This is a genomic window from Pseudoalteromonas sp. DSM 26666 (assembly GCF_900116475.1).
Taxonomy (GTDB): Bacteria; Pseudomonadota; Gammaproteobacteria; order Enterobacterales; family Alteromonadaceae; genus Pseudoalteromonas; species Pseudoalteromonas tetraodonis.
This window is the reverse complement of the sequence record NZ_FPAR01000013.1, coordinates 64,045-85,991: the sequence shown is the minus strand read 5'-3', so window position 1 is coordinate 85,991 and position 21,947 is coordinate 64,045. Positions and strand designations below refer to the sequence as shown.

At 41.9% G+C, this 21,947-nt stretch carries 21 protein-coding genes; 15 read left to right on the top strand and 6 right to left on the bottom strand.

Annotated elements, in window-relative coordinates:
• Positions 1-394: 394 nt before the first annotated feature.
• Complete coding sequence (locus tag BM380_RS17165; protein ID WP_090495341.1) at positions 395-1,534, top strand: PIN domain-containing protein; 1,140 nt, start codon at positions 395-397, stop codon at positions 1,532-1,534.
• 136 nt (positions 1,535-1,670) lie between these two features.
• Here the strand turns inward: BM380_RS17165 and BM380_RS17160 are convergent, their stop codons facing one another.
• From BM380_RS17160 to BM380_RS17150, 3 genes are read right to left on the bottom strand one after another with little or no spacing between them, the layout of a single operon-like run.
• Positions 1,671-2,858: a vWA domain-containing protein gene (locus BM380_RS17160; RefSeq protein ID WP_033102823.1), complete on the bottom strand. Its 1,188-nt coding sequence runs from the start codon at positions 2,856-2,858 to the stop codon at positions 1,671-1,673.
• A gap of 1 nt (position 2,859) precedes the next feature.
• A complete protein-coding gene (locus BM380_RS17155) occupies positions 2,860-3,708 on the bottom strand; it encodes an AAA family ATPase (RefSeq protein WP_008464234.1) in 849 nt (282 codons plus the stop codon).
• Positions 3,709-3,762: 54 nt separating this feature from the next.
• Complete coding sequence (locus BM380_RS17150) at positions 3,763-3,987, bottom strand: DUF1653 domain-containing protein (protein WP_008110327.1); 225 nt, start codon at positions 3,985-3,987, stop codon at positions 3,763-3,765.
• 61 nt (positions 3,988-4,048) lie between these two features.
• Here BM380_RS17150 and BM380_RS17145 point away from each other — a divergent pair, with 61 nt between their 5' ends.
• The 11 genes from BM380_RS17145 (at position 4,049) to rpoS (ending at position 11,680) form a co-directional block, all read left to right on the top strand.
• Positions 4,049-4,522, top strand: a complete 474-nt coding sequence (locus BM380_RS17145; RefSeq protein ID WP_013465675.1) for a DUF2947 domain-containing protein — start codon at positions 4,049-4,051, stop codon at positions 4,520-4,522.
• Between the two features lie 70 nt (positions 4,523-4,592).
• On the top strand, positions 4,593-5,225 hold the full coding sequence (locus BM380_RS17140) for a hypothetical protein (protein ID WP_016899656.1): 633 nt from the start codon (positions 4,593-4,595) through the stop codon (positions 5,223-5,225).
• A gap of 35 nt (positions 5,226-5,260) precedes the next feature.
• Positions 5,261-5,548: a cell division protein FtsB gene (gene ftsB / locus BM380_RS17135; RefSeq protein ID WP_013465673.1), complete on the top strand. Its 288-nt coding sequence runs from the start codon at positions 5,261-5,263 to the stop codon at positions 5,546-5,548.
• Positions 5,538-6,239 carry a 2-C-methyl-D-erythritol 4-phosphate cytidylyltransferase gene (gene ispD, locus BM380_RS17130; protein ID WP_090495340.1) on the top strand — a complete coding sequence of 234 codons (702 nt, stop codon included), beginning with the start codon at positions 5,538-5,540 and terminating at the stop codon, positions 6,237-6,239. Before ftsB ends, ispD begins: the two co-directional genes overlap by 11 nt.
• Positions 6,236-6,718 carry a 2-C-methyl-D-erythritol 2,4-cyclodiphosphate synthase gene (ispF, locus tag BM380_RS17125; protein WP_090495338.1) on the top strand — a complete coding sequence of 161 codons (483 nt, stop codon included), beginning with the start codon at positions 6,236-6,238 and terminating at the stop codon, positions 6,716-6,718. Before ispD ends, ispF begins: the two co-directional genes overlap by 4 nt.
• Positions 6,715-7,764 (top strand): tRNA pseudouridine(13) synthase TruD, encoded by a 1,050-nt coding sequence (truD, locus tag BM380_RS17120; RefSeq protein WP_013465670.1) that lies wholly within the window; start codon positions 6,715-6,717, stop codon positions 7,762-7,764. The genes ispF and truD overlap by 4 nt, the downstream gene beginning before the upstream one ends.
• Positions 7,745-8,509: a 5'/3'-nucleotidase SurE gene (gene surE / locus BM380_RS17115; protein ID WP_028833935.1), complete on the top strand. Its 765-nt coding sequence runs from the start codon at positions 7,745-7,747 to the stop codon at positions 8,507-8,509. The genes truD and surE overlap by 20 nt, the downstream gene beginning before the upstream one ends.
• Entirely contained in the window at positions 8,499-9,137 is a 639-nt protein-coding gene (locus BM380_RS17110; RefSeq protein ID WP_036953558.1) for a protein-L-isoaspartate(D-aspartate) O-methyltransferase, read from the top strand. The genes surE and BM380_RS17110 overlap by 11 nt, the downstream gene beginning before the upstream one ends.
• 9 nt (positions 9,138-9,146) lie before the next feature.
• Entirely contained in the window at positions 9,147-9,725 is a 579-nt protein-coding gene (locus BM380_RS17105) for a YqaA family protein (RefSeq protein WP_016899662.1), read from the top strand.
• Between the two features lie 41 nt (positions 9,726-9,766).
• Positions 9,767-10,591: a peptidoglycan DD-metalloendopeptidase family protein gene (locus BM380_RS17100; protein ID WP_090495337.1), complete on the top strand. Its 825-nt coding sequence runs from the start codon at positions 9,767-9,769 to the stop codon at positions 10,589-10,591.
• Between the two features lie 117 nt (positions 10,592-10,708).
• Entirely contained in the window at positions 10,709-11,680 is a 972-nt protein-coding gene (gene rpoS / locus BM380_RS17095) for an RNA polymerase sigma factor RpoS (protein ID WP_028833937.1), read from the top strand.
• 61 nt (positions 11,681-11,741) lie between these two features.
• On the opposite strand, the gene mutS is transcribed toward rpoS, so the two are convergent.
• On the bottom strand, positions 11,742-14,327 hold the full coding sequence (mutS, locus tag BM380_RS17090; RefSeq protein WP_090495335.1) for a DNA mismatch repair protein MutS: 2,586 nt from the start codon (positions 14,325-14,327) through the stop codon (positions 11,742-11,744).
• A 21-nt stretch (positions 14,328-14,348) separates the two neighbouring features.
• Here mutS and BM380_RS17085 point away from each other — a divergent pair, with 21 nt between their 5' ends.
• Positions 14,349-14,837, top strand: a complete 489-nt coding sequence (locus tag BM380_RS17085; protein ID WP_024602330.1) for a CinA family protein — start codon at positions 14,349-14,351, stop codon at positions 14,835-14,837.
• Between the two features lie 68 nt (positions 14,838-14,905).
• Complete coding sequence (gene recA / locus BM380_RS17080) at positions 14,906-15,949, top strand: recombinase RecA (RefSeq protein ID WP_013465663.1); 1,044 nt, start codon at positions 14,906-14,908, stop codon at positions 15,947-15,949.
• A gap of 127 nt (positions 15,950-16,076) precedes the next feature.
• Here recA and BM380_RS17075 read toward each other — a convergent pair whose 3' ends face one another.
• Together BM380_RS17075 and BM380_RS17070 are read right to left on the bottom strand one after the other, a co-directional pair.
• Positions 16,077-18,197 carry a TonB-dependent siderophore receptor gene (locus BM380_RS17075; RefSeq protein WP_175527476.1) on the bottom strand — a complete coding sequence of 707 codons (2,121 nt, stop codon included), beginning with the start codon at positions 18,195-18,197 and terminating at the stop codon, positions 16,077-16,079.
• 201 nt (positions 18,198-18,398) lie between these two features.
• Complete coding sequence (locus tag BM380_RS17070; RefSeq protein ID WP_090495332.1) at positions 18,399-19,568, bottom strand: DcaP family trimeric outer membrane transporter; 1,170 nt, start codon at positions 19,566-19,568, stop codon at positions 18,399-18,401.
• A 404-nt stretch (positions 19,569-19,972) separates the two neighbouring features.
• Between BM380_RS17070 and acs the strand changes: the two genes are divergently transcribed.
• Entirely contained in the window at positions 19,973-21,913 is a 1,941-nt protein-coding gene (gene acs / locus BM380_RS17065; RefSeq protein WP_090495331.1) for an acetate--CoA ligase, read from the top strand.
• Positions 21,914-21,947: the final 34 nt, after the last annotated feature.

The window sequence follows — 21,947 nt, the reverse complement described above, 5'->3', positions numbered from 1 at the left end:
AAACAAGGACCAAAGTAGGGCGAACGAGTTAGCAGCTAGGTAGCTGCTTAAAATCAATTAGTTAACCTGCTTAACTGCTCAGGCTAGCGGCCTCTGTACGTGTAAAAAATATAATTGCTTATTAAGGCAAATTTAGGTGTAATGAATACATAATAAGCGCTGAGCAATGCAGGGAAAGCTTACATAACACTAGCTAAGCTGATTAAATCAGCTAGGAAAGTGAGAGCCTCCAAAAAGCAAATTCCCATAGCATAAACAACACCAACTCTGACACACCGAGCAGGTAGCGGCTCAGTCCAACAAGCGATTATGCAACACAAACAGCGTGTCGCATAAATACTAAAATGTTATATTTTCATAAGCACTTGCAGCACATTAAGGAATATTGTGGAAAATGAAAAACGAATTTAGCAAGCGAAATATCTACCCATCTCCAGCGGAATCTTTTGGGTTTTCATTAGAGCCTATAGAAGACATAAAAAATGATGCTCTAATTGTTTTAGATGCAAATGTACTTTTACTTCCTTTTACAACAAATGTTAAAAATGTCGAAGCAATTAAAGCCGTTTATGGGCAACTTGTAGAAAATGACAAAATATTCTTGCCAGCTCAAGCTGTTCGAGAATATCTAGATAATAGAGCAAAAAAACTTAGTGAAATGAACGAAGCTTTACAGAAGAAATCTAACCAAAGTTTCAATTATGTCGGCGCTTATCCTTTGTTAGAAAGCTTAGATGAATTTCAAGCTGTATTAGAGCTTGAAAGTGAACTAAAAAAGGCAATTAAGGACTATCAAAACAAAATAAGAGAAACACTAACAGCAGTTCATAAATGGGGATGGAATGATCCTGTCAGTAAAATGTATCATGAAGTCTTAGCCGAAAGAGTTTTAGATGATAAAGAAATAGATATTGAAGAAATTTCTAAAGATCTTGAAAACCGAAATGCTTTAAAAATTCCACCGGGATATAAAGACCAAAATAAAGAACAAAATCAAGCCGGTGATTTGCTGATTTGGCATGAAATTCTTAAGATTGCTAATGAAAAAGGCCAGCATGTTATTTTCGTTTCTGGTGATGATAAAGTTGATTGGTGGCATCAAAGTGGTAAAAGTCCTTTGTATCCTAGGTTTGAGTTAGTCGATGAGTTCAGAGAGAAAACTTCTGGAAAGTCGTTTCATATTGTCAGTCTCTCTAAGTTATTAGAGTTATTTGAAACAGATCCAGAGGTTGTAGATTCGATAAAGACCTCAGAGGAGGAAGCCAAATCAGAACCTGTTGAAGATAACCCTCCTAAAAAGAGAACCCCTTCATACGATCCGGATTGCGAATACAGAAAATATCTAAAAATACCTATCTCTCATGGCTTGTTTGTGAATCATGAAAAATGGAAAGTTAAGGGTGGATATGACACTGATACGTATTCTATTACGGAGATAAATGAAAAAGGCGAAGTTGAAAACGAATATCAGCTGTTTGATAGTACAAAAACATCACCTCCATTTAGCCGTGAAATTTATGGAAAGAAAATATAACAAAGCCTTAGAATCAGATTCGTAAAAGTTGGCTCGATTCCGCTTCGCTTCACATTTTAGCCAACTCTTACTCACCGCTTAAGGCGGCGTTGTTACAACTGTCTGCAATTGGCGCTGAGCTGTCGTAAATTAATATTTAACTCAGCTCTTTTATAGCGCTACTTATCCCATCTAAACTCAGTGGGTACATGCGGTTGTTCATCAGCTGCTTTATAAAATCAATTGATTGGTAGTATGGCCAGTGTTCAACCGGTTGTGGGTTGAGCCACGCTACTTTATCAAAGTGATTGGTGATTCGGTTTAACCATGCACTGCCGGGTTCTTCATTCCAATGCTCTACTGAGCCGCCAGGATAGGCAATTTCATACGGGCCCATAGTGGCATCACCTACAAATATAACTTTGTAGTCGCTGGTAAACTTGTTAATGAGCGTCATGGTATCAATAACGTTTGAGTGGCGGCGTTGGTTATCTTGCCACACGTGTTCGTATAAACAGTTATGAAAGTAGTAAAACTCTAAATGTTTAAACTCGCTGTGGGCGGCGCTAAATAGTTCTTCACAGGTATGAATGTAGTCATCCATTGAACCGCCAATATCAAACAGCATCAATACTTTTACTGCGTTGTGGCGCTCGGGGGCCATTTTTACATCGAGCATGCCGCCTTGCTTGGCGGTCGCGCGTATGGTTTCGTTTAAATCAAGGGTGTCGCTTGCGCCAGTGCGGGCAAATTTGCGTAGTTTTTTAAGTGCCAGCTTTATAGTGCGTGAGCCAATTTCGCGGTCAGAATCTAGATTACGGTATTCGCGCTTATCCCACACTTTTACTGCTTGGCGATTGCGGTTGCCATCTTGACCAATACGCACACCTTCAGGGTTATAGCCGTATGCCCCAAAAGGCGAGGTGCCGCCGGTACCTACCCACTTATTGCCGCCTGCGTGGCGTTTTTGCTGTTCTTCTAAACGCTCTTTAAGAGTTTTCATCAGCTCGTCTAGCCCGCCCATGGCTTTTAGTTGGGCTTTTTCTTCATCGCTTAGGTGCTTTTCAAACTCTTTGCGCAACCAATCTTCAGGTAAGTTGTGTTGCTGTTTTAAGCTCTCGAGCAGGTCTAAGTCGGCAATACCGCTAAAGTAATCGCTAAAGGCTTTATCGAATCGATCAAAGTGCGTTTCGTCTTTTACCATTATGGTGCGCGCTAAATGATAAAACGCGTCCACATCAGCAAATATAACGCCTTGTTTTAAAGCGTTTATTAAATCGAGCAGTTCGCGCAGACTCACGGGTAAGCGGTATTTGCGTAGCGTGAAAAAAAACTGTACCAACATATTAGCGACGGCTCATAAACGCGAGCTTTTCGATTAGGCTTATGTCTTGCTCGTTTTTAAGTAGCGCGCCAAACATCGGCATTAAGCCGCCTTTTTGCGCTTTGTCATGCAGGGTTTTGGCATCTATATCTTCAGCCATTAATAGTTTTAACCAATCCAGTAACTCGCTGGTGGATGGCTTCTTTTTAAGGCCATTGGCTTCGCGTAAGTTAAAAAATACTTCTAGCGCTTGGCGAACTAAATCTTGTTTAACATGCGGGTAGTGCACATCAATAATTTGCTGCATTTCGTCGCTATTTGGAAAATCAATATAATGGAAAAAGCAGCGGCGTAAAAACGCATCAGGCAGCTCTTTTTCATTGTTTGACGTGATGATCACAATAGGGCGCTCTTTGGCCACAATGCGCTCACCGGTTTCGTATACATGAAATTCCATTTTATCGAGTTCGAGCAGTAAATCGTTTGGAAACTCAATATCGGCTTTGTCTATTTCGTCAATAAGCAGTACTGGGCGTTTTCCGTTTAGTTCAGCGTACATGAAGGCTTGCCACAGCTTACCTTTAACTATGTAGTTACTAATATTGTGAACGCGCTCATCACCTAGCTGGCTGTCGCGCAAACGCGATACCGCATCGTACTCGTACAAACCTTGCTGCGCTTTAGTGGTTGATTTTATATGCCACTGAATAAGCTCGGTATCTAAACTTTTTGCCAGCTCTTCAGCCAACATGGTTTTACCTGTGCCCGGCTCGCCTTTAATTAAAAGCGGCTTTTGCAGCATAATAGCGGCGTTTACGGCCTGTTTTAATGCTGAGCTTGCGATGTAATTATCAGTAGAATTAAATTGCACGGGTTATCCTTTATCTGGTCTGAGCAGTAATTATTATGCGTTATAATGCCATAGTTAATCGGCTTCACCAAGGTAGGCAAAACGCGCAATCGTTTTACCGTCTTTTTCAACGGTTTCAGTAAACATACTTAGTGGGCGTGCCCATATGCCGTATTCACCGTATAAGGCTTGGTAAATAACCAATTGCTCGTTGGTTTCGCTGTGAGTTGCCACATGCATAACTTTATATTGTGGGCCTTTGTAGTGTTGATATAAACCCAGTTTTAGTGCTGTAGTCATAGTCTGTTATCTTGTATAATTTGCCTTCGCTTTTTATTATGCCAAAGAATACGCCAATACTATGAATTATATTTCTCTTGATGATTACAAAAAAGCCTGGGTATTTCGCCACAAAGATATTCCGGTTTCAGATATTGATGCAGCTAATATTAAACCGATGACCAGCGAACGTGCTGCAGTGCTATGGACAACCATGGTGAGTCGTGAACATGATCATCCTGACTTTTTTGATAAAACCGATTGGTGCGCGCAAGAGCAAAACTTTAGCCAAGAAGTAAATTGGGAAGACGCATGGGAAAGCGAAGATCCCCAATTTCCTGACGCTATTTTAAACCACCTAGACTGGCAGGCTAACACCACCGTTTATTTTTGTATGGCGCGCGATAATATTATTGAAACGAGCTTTGATGTGTTTAAACGCAACTGGCAAAACTTTATGTTTTTAGCCGATGGCAGTTTATTAATTGGAAAAAAACGTAATACGGTTGTGCAATTTTTAGAATCAGGCATTGCGAAATTAGGCGAAAAGCCCTAACAATCGGTGCTTAAAAACTGTGCATTACTGTGTTATAAAACATCTATCAAGGTGTTTTTGAGTACAGCGATTGGTCAGTAAAAATAAGCAGTTTGACACAAACCAACAAGTTGAAATGTGGCAAACTGATGCACAAAAAGTGCTTTATGCACAATTATGTAATGCCTTTTATCAGCGTGAGGTGCAGCGCTTAGTGGCTGAACCTAATGGTGATCGTTTACGCAGGCAATTAAAAAGCCTGCCTTATTACATTGAACGTGCCGCAACACGGGTGGCTAATGCAACATCGCCTTTTACGCTCGATGCGCAAAATGGTGGGTGGCTTGAAAAGCAAAAACCAACTCCGCCAGAAGTTAATTCTTCAGCGAATGAACTTTTTTATCAAGTCTATGCCAAAGTTGGGCTGATTATTCCTGTATTATTACAAAATCACGGCCAAATTCGGGTTAGAATAGACAGCATTGATCAAGTAACTAAAACACAGGTTCATTGCAATGAGCTTGGCTGGTTTGATTTTTTAGGCCAAGGGCTTGAGCAGCAAAGTGCGCAATTACTCAAACCCAATAAAGCAACGCTTGCTGCGGCGTGTTGTGGCCACCAGTGGCAGTTTTCTAAGCGCAGTACGCCACGGGTATTATCGTTACGGGAAATGTTATTGGCTGCCAATATTAATTGGCGCAATGTTAAGCGGCCATTGGCGTAAAGCTTACAATTCAAAATTAAAATAAGGAGTGTTTAATGCGATTTTTTCAATTTGGCTTGTTGTGCTTAGCACTTTTTATTCAGTATAGACTTTGGTTTGGCCATAATGGTGTGCAAGACTACACCCGTCTAAAAAATGCGGTAGCATCGCATCAACAAACAAACGAAAAGCTGATCAAGCGTAATAAAGTATTAAAAGCGGATATAGAAGATTTAAAGCTCGGCCTTGAAGGTATTGAAGAGCGTGCCCGCAACGAATTAGGAATGATTAAACCGGACGAAACCTTTATTCGTGTTTTACCGGCTCAACACCATGACAAATAAATTTACTATTGCAGCTATTGTTCCTGCCGCAGGTGTTGGCAGCAGAATGCAACACACAACACCAAAGCAATATATTTCCTTAGCAGGGAAAACCATTTTAGAGCACACGCTCGCTAAGTTATCGCAGTTACCGCAGTTAAATTCTATAGTGGTGGCTTTGAGCGAAACCGACCCTTACTTTGACGACCTTACGCTATCTGATCCTCGCATCGTGCGTGCTATTGGCGGTAAAGAGCGTGCAGATTCAGTATTAAACAGTTTATTGTTTTTAGCTGCCAATCCACCGACTTGGGTTTTGGTGCATGATGCAGCAAGACCTTTAGTTGATATTGCTGATATAGAGCGCCTAATAGCACAGTGCATGCAGGCTGATGAAGGCGGCATTTTAGCCAGCAAAGTAAAAGACACCATAAAACGAGGGCAGAGCCATGCGCAGCAAACAGTGCCTCGTGATGATTTATGGCAAGCACTTACGCCACAGCTTTTTAAATATGACGAGCTCAAAACAGCACTGCAAAATGCGTTAGCCAAAGGGGCAATTATTACTGATGAAGCCAGTGCCATGGAATGGGCAAATAAGCCGGTAAGGTTAGTGGCGGGGCGCAGCGATAATATTAAAATTACCACCCCAGAAGATTTAGACTTAGCAGGTTTTTTACTGCAAAAACAAAATAATGAGAGTGCAACATGATACGAATAGGCCATGGTTTTGACGTGCATAAGTTTGGTGGCCAAGGGCCTTTAACCATCTGCGGCGAAAAAATTGATTACCCGCAAGGCTTTTTAGCGCACTCAGATGGTGATGTAGCTATTCATGCGTTGTGTGACGCGATTTTAGGCTCATTAGCGCTGGGCGATATTGGTAAGCACTTTCCAGATACAGCCAGTGAATATGAAAATATCGATAGCCGTATTTTACTTCGCCATGTAGTGAGTCTAGCCAAGCAACAGGGCTATGTATTGGGCAATGCGGATGTCACCATTGTGGCACAAGCACCAAAAATGCTGCCGCACATTCAAGCAATGCGAACCAATCTTGCCAGTGATTTAAATGCTGAACTGTCACAGATAAATGTTAAGGCTACAACCACTGAAAAGCTCGGGTTTGAGGGGCGTAAAGAAGGTATTTCAAGTCATGCTGTGGTCATTATGAGTAAAGAAAGCGCATGAGCGAATTAAATTATTTATACGGCGCGCCGCTTTCTAAAGCCGACTTTAAAACCACCGCTGAAGACTTTATGGTTGATGAAGATCTCGGTATAGAGTTTACCGGCAGTGGCGAACATGTGTGTTTGCAAGTGGTAAAAAAAGGCGAAAATACTCAATATGTGGCTAAGCTGATTGCACAAAAAGCGGGGGTGTCGCCACGTGATGTAAGTTATGCCGGCATGAAAGACCGCCATGGAGTATGCTCGCAGTGGTTTAGCGTAAAAGTACCGATTAAAAAGCATATTGATTTTACTGAGCTCAACAGTGAAAGCGTGTTTGTGGTATCGCAGCAGCGCCATGAGCGAAAATTGCGCACCGGTTGCCATAAAGGAAATAGATTTACCATTACCCTACGAAATGTAACCGAACCTTTGGATATTTTGTGCCGTATAAACGCAGTACGCGCAGGTGTGCCTAACTACTTTGGTGAGCAGCGTTTTGGCCGTGATGGGCATAACTTAGTGATGGCTGAAAAAATGTTTGCCGGTGAGCGCATACGCGATAAAAAGCTACGAGGCATTATTATTTCAGCTGCGCGTTCACATGTGTTTAATCAAATTGTTAGTTTACGCGTGGCAGAACATGGCCTTGCTAAAACCATGCACCGCGAAGTATTTATGCTTAGCGGTAGCAATGCGTTTTTTGAAGATGCGATCAGCGATGAAAATATTGCACGTCTTGCCTCTGGCGATATTATGATGTCGGCGCCCATGGTGGGCAAAAGCGAAAAAGGCCTTACCGAACAAGAAAAAACATGGTTGGCACCGTATCAAGCATGGTGTGATGGCTTAGGTGAGTTAGGGCTTAAAAACGAGCGCAGAATGCTGCGTTTAATCCCTCAAGATCTAAGTGTAGAAACACTTGATGAACGCACATTAAAACTCAGCTTTGGTTTACCCAAAGGCTGCTTTGCAACGGCTTTACTGCGCGAACTGGTTGATTATACTGACGCCAGTCCTCGCGAGCGGAAAGAAAAGGATAACGCAGATGAAGATTCTATTAAGTAATGATGATGGTGTTAATGCCAAAGGTATTGCTGTTTTATACCAAGCATTAACACAAATTGCTGAGGTAACGCTGGTTGCGCCAGATAGAAATTGCAGTGGCGCAAGTAATTCACTGACGTTAATGAATCCTTTGCGTGCAACGACACTCGACAATGGCTTTATGTCGGTTAATGGCACGCCAACGGATTGTGTGCATTTAGGTGTGAATCAATTAATGGATGAAAAGCCCGATTTAGTGGTAGCCGGTATTAACCACGGCGGCAATTTAGGTGACGATACACTTTACTCTGGTACGGTTGCTGCGGCGACTGAAGGTCGTCATCTGGGTTTACCAGCAATTGCGGTGTCTTTGTGCTCTCACCATGGTGAACACTTTGAAACGGCAGCAGCCGTTACGGTCAATATTATTAAAGGGCTTGCTTCGCATCCACTGCCTAAAGATCAGATCATCAATATTAATGTGCCAGATATTCCTTTAAGTGAGCTAAAAGGGGTTCAGGTAACTCGCTTAGGCGCGCGACACAAAGCAGAAACCATGACTAAGCAAAGCGATCCTTGGGGACGCGATATTTTTTGGTATGGTTCTTTGGGTACAGAAAGCGATGCCGGTGAAGGCACCGATTTTTATGCTGTAAATAATGGCTATGCATCAGTCACCCCATTGAGCGTTGATATGACCGCTAAAGACAGTATCAAAGCTGTGGGAGAGTGGTTAGCCGAGTTGGAGATCAACCGTGCTGGCTAATTATACCCGCAGTGCACAAGCGCTTTCAGACCTATTACAACGAGAGGGCGTAGAAGATAAGGAGGTTTTAAAGGCGATTTCGCAAATTCCTCGGCATATTTTTATTGATGATGTACTAAAGCACAAAGCGTATCAAAATACGGCGCTACCGATAGGGCAAGGACAAACTATTTCTCAGCCTTACATTGTTGCCCGCATGACCGAATTGATGCGTTTAGCTGGCGTGAAAAGTAAAGTGTTAGAAATTGGTACCGGATCCGGCTATCAAACCGCGGTACTGGCTAAAACCTTTGATAAGGTGTATTCGGTTGAGCGTATAAAAGCTTTGCAATGGCAAGCAAAGCGTCGATTACATCAGCTCGATTTATATAATGTCACTATGAAACACGGTGACGGTTGGCAAGGATGGCAATCGCAAGCGCCATTTAATGGCATTATTGTGACGGCTGCGGCAACGATTATCCCTCCAGAACTACTCGCACAACTTGCAGATGGAGGCGTATTACTCGCCCCCATTGGTGAGGCAGAACAAAAATTAACCATGGTTATTCGCCAAGGCGATAGCTTTACAGAGCATGTAATTGCGCCAGTAAGATTTGTACCTTTGGTCCCTGGCGATATTGAATAGGAATTCATTTTGAAGTTGTTTACCAAGTTATATGATATGGCCTTAGTGTGGGCTAAGCATCGCCATGCAGAACGTTATTTAGCAGGGATGAGCTTTGCCGAATCGGTTTTTTTTCCGGTGCCACCCGATGTAATGTTAGCGCCTATGTCGCTGGCGCAACCGAGTAAAGCATGGCGATTTGCAAGCTTTGCTACCGTAGCTTCTGTGCTTGGTGGCGTGCTAGGTTATCTACTAGGGTTTTGGTTATTTGAACCTGTTGTAGAGCCTTTTATTGCACAAATGCAATGGCAAGATAAATTTAATACGGCACTTACATGGTTTAAAGATTATGGCGTATGGGTGGTATTTTTAGCCGGGTTTTCGCCTATTCCTTATAAGGTATTTACTATTGGTGCAGGGGTATTACAAATGGCGTTTTTACCCTTTATTGTTGCATCGGCGGTTGGACGAGGGGCGCGTTTCTTTTTAGTATCTGCTTTAATGAAATGGGGCGGAGTTAAAATGGAGCAAAAATTACGTCAATATATTGAAGTGCTTGGCTGGGCTGTTGTTGCTTTAATTGTTGTTGCGTACATTTTATTACGTTAAGTACTATATATTAATGTTATTAACGCAGAGGGCAAAACGCATTGAATAAACAAATACGCTGTTATGTTGCTTTATTTATTAGTGTTTTGCTCTGTGCATGCTCGTCTCGCCATGTTCCCGCTCCGGTAAGCAGTTTAAATAATAATATTAATGACTATCCCTCACGGATTAATATTAACGGCGGAAAATACACAGTACAAAAAGGCGATACACTTTACTCGATTGCTTTTAGTGCCGGAAAAGATTTCAGAGAGCTTGCAAAAAACAATTCAATTCCATCACCTTACACTATTGTTCCTGGTCAGGTTGTTTCTCTTTTAGAACCAAGTAAGCCAAGGGTTACAGCAAAAACGAATGAAAAACACCCAGCTAAAAAGCCATCTCATTTACAAAAAAATAACAAAAAATTAAAGAAAGAGCTTGATAAGCCGAAAAAACGAAGGTATGTTCAAAAACAAGCTAACCAAAAAATTAGCAAGTCTCAAGGTTCTACAAACAGAAAGTTGAGTTGGTTTTGGCCTGCTAAAGGTAAAATAATCCAACGCTTTTCTAACAAGGAAAATGGTTATAAAGGCCTACAGATTGCTAATAAAAAGGGGGCGGCAGTATTCGCCGCTGCTCAAGGAACGGTAGTCTATGCGGGTAGTGCACTAAGAGGTTACGGTAATTTAATTATATTGAAACATAATGATGATTACCTAAGTGCTTATGCACATAACTCAAAGTTACTTGTTAAAGAAAAGCAAATAGTGAAGGCGGGACAAAAAATAGCAGAAATTGGTAATTCAGAGTCTTCAGTAACGGCACTTCGCTTTGAAATTCGTTATCGAGGAAAAGCTGTTAACCCTGCTAAATACCTACCCTGAACTAAAGGTGTTGATTGACAGTTCTGGAGAAGGCTCATGGCTAATACAGCAAAAGCTAATAAAACGACTACAGACCTTAATCATAAAGTTATTGATAGCTTGCTCAGGAGAAGTCTTATGGCTGATGTAGCAAAAGCTGAGAAAACCCCCACTGATGATAAGTTTGACGATTCAAAAGTTGAAGAGCCAACGCAACTACTTGATGACGTGGAAGATGAAGACGTATTTGTTAAAGAAGAAGTCACTAAAAACCTCGACGCCACTCAGTTATACCTAGGCGAAATTGGTTTTTCCCCTCTATTAAGTGCCGAAGAAGAAGTTTTTTTTGCACGAAAATCGCTTAAAGGCTGTGAAGCTTCCCGTAAACGCATGATTGAAAGTAACTTACGCTTGGTTGTGAAAATTGCGCGCAGGTATAACAATCGTGGGCTTGCTCTACTCGATTTAATTGAAGAAGGCAACTTAGGACTCATTAGAGCTGTTGAAAAGTTTGATCCTGAACGTGGTTTTCGATTTTCTACTTATGCTACATGGTGGATACGTCAAACCATTGAGCGGGCGATAATGAATCAAACGCGTACTATTCGTTTGCCTATTCATGTAGTTAAAGAGCTTAACGTTTATTTACGTACAGCACGTGAGCTAACGCAAAAGCTTGATCATGAGCCTACCGCAGAAGAAATTGCAGAAAGCTTGGATAGACCGGTCGAAGACGTCACCAAAATGCTACGCCTAAATGAAAAAATCGCCTCTGTAGATATGCCCATTGGTGGCGAGAATGACAGTGCATTATTAGATGTGATAGCTGATGAAAAAAATGTAGGCCCTGAAGGTGAAGTACAAAACAACGATATGAATACGCATATCATTGACTGGTTAGGTGAATTAAACCCTAAGCAACGCGAAGTACTTGCACGTCGGTTTGGTTTACTAGGCTATGAACCCTCAACCCTTGAAGATGTTGGCCGTGAAATAGGCTTAACCCGTGAGCGAGTTCGCCAAATACAGGTTGAGGCGTTACGTCGGTTAAAAGATATTTTGCAGCAAGAAGGATTAAGTACCGAAAGCTTATTTGAACAATTTGCTTAATCTAATCTAAACACACAGAAAAATGAATACAGCCCGGCTTTTTAAGCCGGGCTGTTTGCGTTTAAAGCAGTGCTTTTAATTTATAAAGCAGTTCATGCGCCTGACGCGGTGATAGGTTATCAGGGTCTATTGCGCTCATTTGTTGCTCAAGCTCACTAGGCTGAATTATTTGCGGTTCACTATCAAACGGTAAAACCTGTTGCTCTGTAGTGACTGTGGTGACACTTTGATGGTTTTCAAGCAAGCTTAGCTTTTGTTTAGCTTGGGCAATAACCGCTTTAGGCACCCCGGCCAGTGCAGCTACTTGCAAACCAAAGCTCTTACTCGCTGCGCCATCTAATACCGTATGCATAAAGGCAATGGTATCGTTGTGTTCGATGGCATCTAGGTGCACATTAACCAGCCCAGGCGTTTGCTCTGCAAGCTCTGTAAGTTCAAAGTAATGGGTTGCAAACAGGGTTTTAGCCGCTATTTTTGAAGCGAGGTGATCAGCCGTCGCGTACGCCAGTGATAAACCATCGTAAGTGCTGGTTCCTCGGCCTATTTCATCCATAAGCACCAATGATTGCGCGGTGGCATTATTTAAAATAGCCGCGGTTTCGGTCATTTCAACCATGAAGGTTGAACGCCCAGATGCTAAGTCGTCACTGGCGCCAATACGGGTAAATATTCTATCTATATTACCAATTTTAGCGCTATCGGCAGGAACGTAGCAGCCAATATGTGCCATAAGCACAATAAGCGCAGTTTGGCGCATGTAGGTTGATTTACCGCCCATGTTAGGGCCGGTAATAATCAACATTTTACGCTGGTTATTGAGCTCCACAGGATTGGCAATAAACGGGTCTTTCATTACCTGCTCTACCACAGGGTGGCGGCCTTGTTTAATGCTGATATTATCGTTATCGCAAAGCTTTGGCTTGGCATAATTAAGTGTTTGGGCACGCTCTGCCAAGTTATTTAGTACGTCTAAATCGGCAATCACCGAAGCCATTATTTGTAGCTGCTCAATGTGTGGAGCAATAAACTCAAATAACTGTTCGTACAATTGTTTTTCAAGAGCCAGCGCTTTTGATTGACTGCCGAGGACTTTGTCTTCGTGTTCTTTTAGTTCTGGGATTATATAGCGTTCGTTATTTTTTAATGTTTGACGACGAATGTAATCTGCAGGCACTAAGTGCGAGTTGGCGCGGCTCACTTCAATAAAAAAGCCATGCACTCGGTTATAACCAATTTTAAGTGTACTAATACCGGTGCGTTCACGTTCGCGCAGCTCTAGCTGTTCAAGCACATCGGTGGCACCTTGGCTTAAATTACGCCACTCATCGAGTTCGCTGTTATACCCTGGCGCAATAACACCGCCATCACGAATTAATACTGGCGGATTATCAATGACAGCACGTTCAAGTAATGCTTGTAGCTCAGGAAGCTCTTTAGAATGCGTAATTATATGTGAAATACGTGTATCAGTTGCATCGTTTAATAAGCTATGCAGCGGTGCTAATGCTTGAAGCGCACTGCGAAGCCGTGTTAAATCGCGTGGGCGAGCGGTATGTAATGCCAAGCGAGCAATTACACGTTCTATATCACCAATCTCTTTGAGCGCGTCATGCAGTTCACCACATAATTGTGCATCTAAAATGGCAGTAATAGCATTAAGTCGTGAGTTGAGTTCATCTTTATTACGAATAGGAGTATGAATGCGACGTTTAAGTAATCGCGAGCCCATCGCCGTTGCTGTTTTATCAAGCACTTGGGCTAAGGTGTTTTCAAAGCCGCCGGATAAATTAACCGTTAACTCAAGGTTTTTACGGGTTGGCGCATCCAAAATAACCGCGTGTTCGTTATGCTCAAGAGTGATTGCGCGGATGTGCGGTAATGCAATACGTTGGGTATCTTTTACGTACTGCATTAAACAGCCTGCTGCAACCAAGGCGCTATGTGCTTTGTCGACGCCAAATCCCACTAAATCTTTGGTCCCAAACTGCTCGCACAGTAAGTGTTGCGCGGTATCAAGGTCAAACTCCCAATCAGGGCGACGTCTTGCCCCTTTAATGTGTTCAATTAAGTGAGTGTTTTCAAAGTGTTCGCTATACAGTAATTCAGCAGGCGCTAAGCGTTGTAGCGTTGAGCTAAATGCTTCATCAGTGTTTACTTCAACAACATTAAAGCGCCCTGAGTTGATATCAAGATACGCAATACCGTATTGGCCTTTTTTATTTTGCCAAACACTGGTTAAAAGGTTGTCTTGGCGTTCTTGCAGTAAGGCTTCGTCAGAAATGGTACCCGGAGTGACAATACGTACTACCTTGCGCTCAACAGGACCTTTGCTGGTGGCTGGGTCGCCCACTTGCTCACAAATAGCCACCGACTCGCCCATTTGTACTAAGCGGGCTAAATAGTTTTCTACTGCATGATAAGGCACGCCCGCCATAGGAATAGGATCGCCGCCGGCTTTGCCACGATGTGTTTGTGAAATATCAAGCAATTGCGCGGCGCGTTTTGCGTCGTCAAAAAAGAGTTCGTAAAAATCCCCCATCCGATAAAACAATAAAATATCGCGATGCTCTGATTTTATTTTTAGATACTGCTGCATCATAGGGGTTTGTTGTTTTATAGTGTGCGGTGCATAAAGATCAAACGACATGTATTTACCCAAAGGCTGAATATGGAATTACATCAAGAGATTAAGACACTTGCTGCGCAATTAGGCGCTATTTTAACGGATAAACGCTTATGGATCACTACCGCTGAATCATGTACTGGTGGTGGAGTGAGTTATTCGCTTACCGATACCCCCGGAAGCTCTGCATATATTGACCGCGCATTTGTCACTTATAGCAATAACGCAAAGCATGAATTACTCAATGTGAAACGTGATACCCTCGAGGAATTTGGCGCGGTGAGCGAACAAACAGTCATTGAGATGGCAGCAGGTGCATGTAAGGCGGCTAATGCTGATATTGGCATTGCTATTTCAGGAATTGCAGGTCCCGGTGGTGCCACTGAGGGCAAACCGGTAGGGCTTGTGTGGTTTGGGCTACAAATTAACGGTAAACACTGGACGTTTGAGCAAGTATTTGATGGAGACAGGGCGCAAGTTAGGCTGCAAGCTATTGTATTTTCATTGAAAAGTATAATAGAGAAGATAAAATAATAAAATTAGCTTGATACTGTGATTTCATACAGTATACTTGTCTGCATTAGCTGGATTTGGAGAGTAAAATGAACGATAACAAACAAAAAGCATTGGACGCAGCTTTATCACAAATTGAACGTCAATTTGGTAAAGGCTCAATTATGAAATTGGGTGATAACAAGGCGTTAAACATTGACGCTGTATCAACAGGCTCGCTAGGTATTGATATTGCTTTAGGCATAGGCGGCTTACCAATGGGGCGTATTGTTGAAGTATATGGCCCAGAGTCATCAGGTAAAACAACGCTAACATTGCAAGTTATCGCTGAAGCTCAAAAAGAAGGTAAAACGTGTGCCTTTGTTGATGCTGAGCATGCTCTTGATCCAATTTATGCACAAAAACTAGGCGTTAACATTGATGAGTTACTGGTATCTCAACCAGATACGGGTGAGCAAGCACTGGAAATTTGTGACATGTTAGTGCGTTCAAGCGCGGTTGATGTGGTTATTGTCGATTCGGTTGCAGCATTAACGCCAAAAGCTGAAATTGAAGGCGACATGGGTGATTCACACATGGGCTTACAAGCACGTTTAATGTCACAAGCATTACGTAAGCTGACTGGTAACATTAAGCGCTCAAACACGCTATGTATTTTCATTAACCAAATCCGTATGAAAATTGGTGTAATGTTTGGTAACCCTGAAACAACAACCGGTGGTAACGCCCTGAAATTTTACGCCTCTGTACGTATTGATATTCGTCGTATTGGTTCGGTAAAAGAAGGCGACGAGGTTGTTGGTAATGAAACGCGCGTTAAAATTGTTAAAAACAAAGTTGCACCGCCGTTTAAACAAGCTGAATTTATCATTATGTATGGTGAAGGTATTTCTAAGCAGGGTGAGCTGATTGATTTAGGTGTTAAGCACAAACTTGTTGAAAAAGCAGGTGCTTGGTATAGCTATAATGGCAACAAAGTTGGTCAAGGTAAGTCTAATTCGATTAAGTTCCTTAAAGAAAACCCTGAAATTGCAGATGAAATTGAAGGTAAACTACGTGAAATGCTATTGCTAAAGGCAACAGTTGAGCCAGAAGATGGCGAAGACGTATTAGGTGACGAAGGCGACCTTTAAGCCAATTAGTTTTAAAAGCTTGATTTGACCCGAGCTTAAAAAAAGCGCTAACCAATTAGGTTAGCGCTTTTTTATTGCTTGCTATAAATTGACTTAAGCTCTGTTCATGAGAGCCCAGTACTCAGGTTTATAGCTGCCAGTTAACTGACAGTGAGTAGTTACGCGGTGCACCGTAGTAACCTTGAGCCCAATAGAGGCTGTTTATGTATTTTTCATCAGTGCTGTTATTAACATTGAAGGTAACACCGACGTTTTGAGTGATTTCGTAGGTGGCCATTAAATCTAGTAAGCCATAAGCACCTTGTTTTGTAGTAACCAATGCGTTGCCTGCTGGATCTTTTACTTGCACGCGGCTAATAGAGTCTTGCCAGCGGTAATTAGCACCTAAGGTTAAACCATCAATAAATGGCACCTGATAAGTGGCAGCCATTTTTAATTGGTTTTCTGGGGTGTAGTCTTTAACAAGTTCGTCACCATCAATACTTAAATTACTAAAGCTGATACTGGCACTTAAATCGTCAGTTAAGCGACCGCTTAGCTCAATTTCGAATCCATCGCTATTGATACCATCTGCAGCATAATAACGCGTATCGCTAGGAAGAGAGTTTGGAAGTGCAACAGCAAGTCCATCTTGCTCGGCATCAAAGTAGGCGAGTGTAACAAATACTTGCTCACCTAAAAGCTGTGCTTTTAGGCCAACCTCAGTACTTTTGCCAATTACAGGAGCCAGTTGTTCAGCATTAATGTCTAACTCTTTTTGTGGTACAAACGTTTCGGTATAGCTAGCATACGCAGATAACGACTCGGTAAAATCGTACACTGTGCCAATATAAGGGATTAATTCTGAGTCATCACGGGTTTGTACTACATCATAAGCAATACCTTTAGTTTCCCAATCGGTATAGCGTACTCCAGCTAAAAGGCTCAATGGTTCAGCTAATTTGATGCGGGTTGATATATAAGCCGACCTTTGTGTGTTTTGTACATCACTGCCATTAGGTCTATCAACCAATGTCGCTTCTGGAATAACACCATCCCAACTTGCTAAATCAGGCATACCTGGAAAACCATTACCTGTAGTGTAGTCATAAAGCGATTGGTCATTAAAGTCCATGTTTGCTTGGCTGATGCCGAATGATAAGTCGTGCTCTAGCGAAAATAGCTCAAACTTACCGCTGGCATATAAATCATACAAATCTTGTGTGTCTTTGTAATCATAACGACTCGCATAGCCCGTTAAACCTAAACCAGTTTCTTTATCTGGTGTGCCATACACATAAAACAACTCTGAATTTTGTTCATTTTTTATGTGGGCATAACGCGCTTTAGCGACCCAAGTCGCTGATAAGTTTTGCTCAAGTGTTACATAAACACGTTCAGCGCTATTATCCCAATACGACCAATCTGCAGCTGTGCTAGTTGAGTCATCATAGTTAGTTGCTGAGCCATCAGTGTAATAAAGTGGTAACGCGCCCCATAAAGGACTGTCGGCATCTTTTTGTTCGTTTACGTAGTTAATGCTCAATAGTGTATCGTCAGTCAGCTTACCCTCATAGGCAAGGTAGGCAACGGTTTTATCGGTTTCGTAACGGTCTAGGTATGACTCTTTATCTTGCTTAGTAAATACAGCACGAACAGCGTGTTCATCGTTAATCGGTGTGGAAACATCAATATCTACACGTTTATTATTCCACGAACCATAAGAAGCGGATGCATGAGCTTGCGTTGTGTAGGTTGGTTTTTTTAGCACCATATTAACAGTAGCCGATGGGTTACCTGCACCGGTCATCATGCCGTTGGCACCACGCACTATTTCAACGCGATCGTAAATTGCCGTATCAAGTGTACCTTGAATTGAACCTGAACTTTGCGGCGTGCCTAAACCATCAATTAAAAAGTTAGTTATTTCAAAACCACGGGCTTTAAAGTAAGTACGATCGGTTTCTATTTGTTCCACTGTTACGCCTGGGGTGCTTTCTAATACCGCATTAATATCATCAAGTGAAAAGTCATCCATCAACGCGCGTGAGACAACAGAAATTGACTGTGGAGTTTCTTTAATTGTTAAACCTAGCTTAGTCGCTGACTGTGCTTCTTCGGTAATATAATTTTTATGATGTTGCCCATAAACGGCAATTTTTTCTAAAGGTAGGTCGTCTTGCGTGTCGTTAGCAATAGCATGCCCAGATAAAACCAGTGAAGTAAGTAGACTCAGTTTAAATGCAGAGTTTTTATGTTTGTACAGCATCTTGTTTCCCATAAGATAAAATGTGGGTGTAATTTAATCTAAATGAGAGTGATTTGCAATTGCGTTAAGTCGGTATTTTACACATCTTTGATATTTTTTAAATAAAGCGTGTGGTTGTAGTTAACCTGAGCGCTAGTTAAAAACCAAAAAAGCGGCCGAAGCCGCTCAGGAAGTAAATCAGTACTTTAATCAGTAAAGAAATTAAAATGCATATTTAACAGAGAACTGTAAGCGATCCATATCGCCATCTACGCCACTTTCAAGCTCACGTTCTGCATGTTTTAATTCAGCACCAAAGGTTAAGCGTTTAACCGGTGAGTACAGAATATTTGCGCTGTAGCTTTGGCTTGATTCTGTCGGATCACCTGAGAATGAAAGTAAGTCTGTATTGTTATCTGCTGAGAAAAACGAATATAGGAATGTAGAGCGCCATTGGCTGTTCCACTTATGTTGATAAGCAATAAAACCTGATGTTGAATCAATGGCATCTAAATCATCACCGTTGAGTACCGCACCACGTGCTACGTTTAGACCAACATAACGGCCTAACCCTTTACCTTGAGTAAGCATAAATTTAAGGTTGTCTTCACCTAGTTTAACCATACCTGATGCACTGACACCAAAAGAAGTTTCATTGGCATCAACACCGCCTACTTTATAAGTTAATTGACGAGCGAGTGCAGCAACTACAAAGTTACCCCAGTCAGCATTGTGGGTATAGCGTGCAGTAAAATCAGGTAATGAGGCATCATCCGTCACTGCCATGCCACCACCAGGTGTTGTAATTGTACTTTCTGGGTTTTCTAAAGAGAAAGACCATGCGCCCGTAGTGTATTTAATTTGAGATTGACGAACAAAGACGGTGCCTTCAGCTGGGCCAACAAAATCAAGCGCTTCTGGTAATGCACCGACGTTTTGAAAGTTTGACCATGTTTGACCAAATAACCAGCCATCATAAGAAATAAAGGCATGGCGAATACGCGGAGAATATGAATTGGACACACGCTCGTTGCCGCCAGGAGCAGAAGCTAAAAAGTCTAACTCAATTTTAGTTTTAACCGTTTTGCCATTATCTAAAAGTGTAGACGTACCAAAGTTAAAGCGAGATTCACGTGCGTGCATATCAAATACAGCGTCTGAGTTATTATCGCTGCCAACGGTTAATGTACTTGGTACATAAAAGTCACGGCCAACACTGGTGCCTGCAGGCGCACCTGCTGAGTAGTCACTCCACATTGCGTCGAGTTTAATGTATCCACCGTAGGTGAATTCGGTATCACCTATTTTTGCAGCTGTTGCGGCATAAGCTGTGCTAGAAAGTGCACAAAGTACAGCTGTAGCTGCCAGTGTTTTAATTGGAGTAAGTTTCATTGTTGCGTCCTTTTATAGGCTACTTGTTGTATGTTTTTTCTAACGTGTGTTACTTATATAGTACTAACAAATTGAATTTACATAGTTTTAATTTAATTTGTAAGTAAATAAGGATTGTTAATAAACAGTCAATACTTTTAAATATTTAAGCTACTGTTGTATATGTACACAATTTACTCAATCAACTATTAGTCTATTAGACTAAGGTTTAATAAATATGAGTTGTTCATATTCTTTGCTTTAATAATGTGTATTTTTATGTATATCAAGTGTAACTAAGGGGATTATAGATAAGATAATAGCTGTTTGAACCTAGATACAACTAATGTCTAATATTTAATAGTGCACCGCTGAGTAATCCTTGATGAAAAGCCTAAGGCAAGTAATATAAATTGGAGACTAATATGTCACAAAGTATCTACCCAGTTCCTGCGCATATTAAAAACGCAGCGCTCGTCGATAATGAAAAATATAATACGATGTATAAACAGTCTGTAGAAGACCCTGAAGGGTTTTGGGCTGAGCACGGTAAGCGTCTTGACTGGTTTACTCCTTATTCAAAAGTAAAAAACACTTCATTTGATAAAGGCCATATTAATATCAAATGGTATGAAGATGGCTACCTTAATGCATCTTACAACTGTATCGACCGCCACTTAAAAACAAAATCAGATAAAGTAGCGCTTATTTGGGAAGGCGATGATCCTTCGCAAAGTGAAAATATTACCTATCAACAACTACATGACGAAGTCGCTAAATTTGCCAATGGCTTAAAAAAATTGGGTGTAAAAAAAGGTGACCGTGTTGCCATTTATATGCCAATGAGCCCACAAGCTATTTATGCAATGCAAGCTTGTGCCCGTATAGGTGCGATTCATTCTGTTATATTCGGTGGCTTTTCACCATCGGCTATTGCAGATCGTATTAATGATTCAGGCGCTAAGGTGGTGATCACATCAGATGAAGGTCGACGCGCCGGTAACTGTGTACCGCTTAAAGCAAATGTAGATGAAGCGGTGTTACAAGATTCGGTAACTACCGTTGAGCATGTAGTTGTTCATAAACTGACCTCTGGCGATGTTGATTGGCATAGCCATGATATTTGGTGGCATGAATTAGTTGCTGATGAAGCACCCGAGTGTGAGCCTGAGCGCATGAACGCTGAAGACCCATTGTTTATTTTATATACCTCAGGTTCTACGGGGCAGCCTAAAGGTGTGGTACATACCACTGGTGGTTATTTAGTGTATTCATCAATGACTCATGAATATGTTTTTGACTTACAAGAAGATGATATTTTTTGGTGTAGTGCCGATGTGGGCTGGATCACCGGTCACAGTTATATTGCTTATGGCCCGCTTGTTAATGGGTGTACGCAAGTCGTATTCGAAGGTGTGCCAACTTACCCAACAGCAGGGCGTATGGGTGAAGTTGTTGATAAACATAACGTTACTATTTTATACACCGCACCTACTGCTATTCGAGCGCTTATGGCCAAAGGTGATGAGCCAATTGCCAGTTCAAACCGAAATAGCCTGCGTATTTTAGGTTCAGTAGGTGAGCCAATTAACCCCGAAGCGTGGACATGGTACTACGAAAAAATTGGTAAATCTAACTGCCCAATCGTTGATACCTGGTGGCAAACTGAAACTGGCGGCATTATGATTGCGCCGCTTCCAGGTGCAACTGATATGAAACCAGGCTCTGCAACTCGTCCATTTTTTGGTATTGCACCGGCGTTATTTGATGCTGAGGGTAATACATTAGAGGGCGCTGTTGAAGGAAACCTAGTTATTTTAGATAGCTGGCCTTCGCAAGCACGAACTGTGTATGGCGATCATGAGCGCTTTGAGCAAACTTATTTTAGTGCCTACCCGGGTGTTTACTTCACCGGTGACGGTTGTCGTCGTGATGAAGACGGAGATTACTGGATCACAGGGCGTGTGGATGATGTGCTTAATGTATCTGGGCATCGTTTAGGTACTGCTGAAATTGAAAGTGCTTTAGTTGCTCATGAAGCTGTGGCTGAAGCTGCAGTTGTCGGTTACCCGCACGATATTAAAGGCCAAGGCATATATGTTTACATTACACCTAACGAGGGTGTAACGGTGAGTGATGAGCTAACAAAAGAGATCCGTAATTGGGTACGTAAAGAGCTGAGCCCTATTGCATCACCCGATATGATCCAATGGTCGCCAGGGTTACCAAAAACTCGCTCAGGCAAAATTATGCGTCGTATTTTACGTAAAATTGCTGCAAATGAGTATCAACAGCTTGGTGATACGTCGACACTCGCCGATCCGTCAGTCGTTGATGAGCTAGTAGAAAATCGATTAAATCGTTAATTTCGCGTTAAAAGCTTGATTAGAAGTTGATTCT

Coding starts and splice junctions, on each gene's coding strand:
- BM380_RS17150 (WP_008110327.1), bottom strand. CDS start 3,987: ATGACTACAGCACTAAAACTGGGTTTATATCAACACTACAAAGGCCCA.
- BM380_RS17160 (WP_033102823.1), bottom strand. CDS start 2,858: ATGTTGGTACAGTTTTTTTTCACGCTACGCAAATACCGCTTACCCGTG.
- rpoS (WP_028833937.1), top strand. CDS start 10,709: ATGGCTGATGTAGCAAAAGCTGAGAAAACCCCCACTGATGATAAGTTT.
- BM380_RS17085 (WP_024602330.1), top strand. CDS start 14,349: ATGGAATTACATCAAGAGATTAAGACACTTGCTGCGCAATTAGGCGCT.
- BM380_RS17145 (WP_013465675.1), top strand. CDS start 4,049: ATGAATTATATTTCTCTTGATGATTACAAAAAAGCCTGGGTATTTCGC.
- BM380_RS17075 (WP_175527476.1), bottom strand. CDS start 18,197: ATGCTGTACAAACATAAAAACTCTGCATTTAAACTGAGTCTACTTACT.
- recA (WP_013465663.1), top strand. CDS start 14,906: ATGAACGATAACAAACAAAAAGCATTGGACGCAGCTTTATCACAAATT.
- acs (WP_090495331.1), top strand. CDS start 19,973: ATGTCACAAAGTATCTACCCAGTTCCTGCGCATATTAAAAACGCAGCG.
- BM380_RS17165 (WP_090495341.1), top strand. CDS start 395: ATGAAAAACGAATTTAGCAAGCGAAATATCTACCCATCTCCAGCGGAA.
- ispF (WP_090495338.1), top strand. CDS start 6,236: ATGATACGAATAGGCCATGGTTTTGACGTGCATAAGTTTGGTGGCCAA.
- BM380_RS17070 (WP_090495332.1), bottom strand. CDS start 19,568: ATGAAACTTACTCCAATTAAAACACTGGCAGCTACAGCTGTACTTTGT.
- surE (WP_028833935.1), top strand. CDS start 7,745: ATGAAGATTCTATTAAGTAATGATGATGGTGTTAATGCCAAAGGTATT.
- truD (WP_013465670.1), top strand. CDS start 6,715: ATGAGCGAATTAAATTATTTATACGGCGCGCCGCTTTCTAAAGCCGAC.
- mutS (WP_090495335.1), bottom strand. CDS start 14,327: ATGTCGTTTGATCTTTATGCACCGCACACTATAAAACAACAAACCCCT.
- ftsB (WP_013465673.1), top strand. CDS start 5,261: ATGCGATTTTTTCAATTTGGCTTGTTGTGCTTAGCACTTTTTATTCAG.
- ispD (WP_090495340.1), top strand. CDS start 5,538: ATGACAAATAAATTTACTATTGCAGCTATTGTTCCTGCCGCAGGTGTT.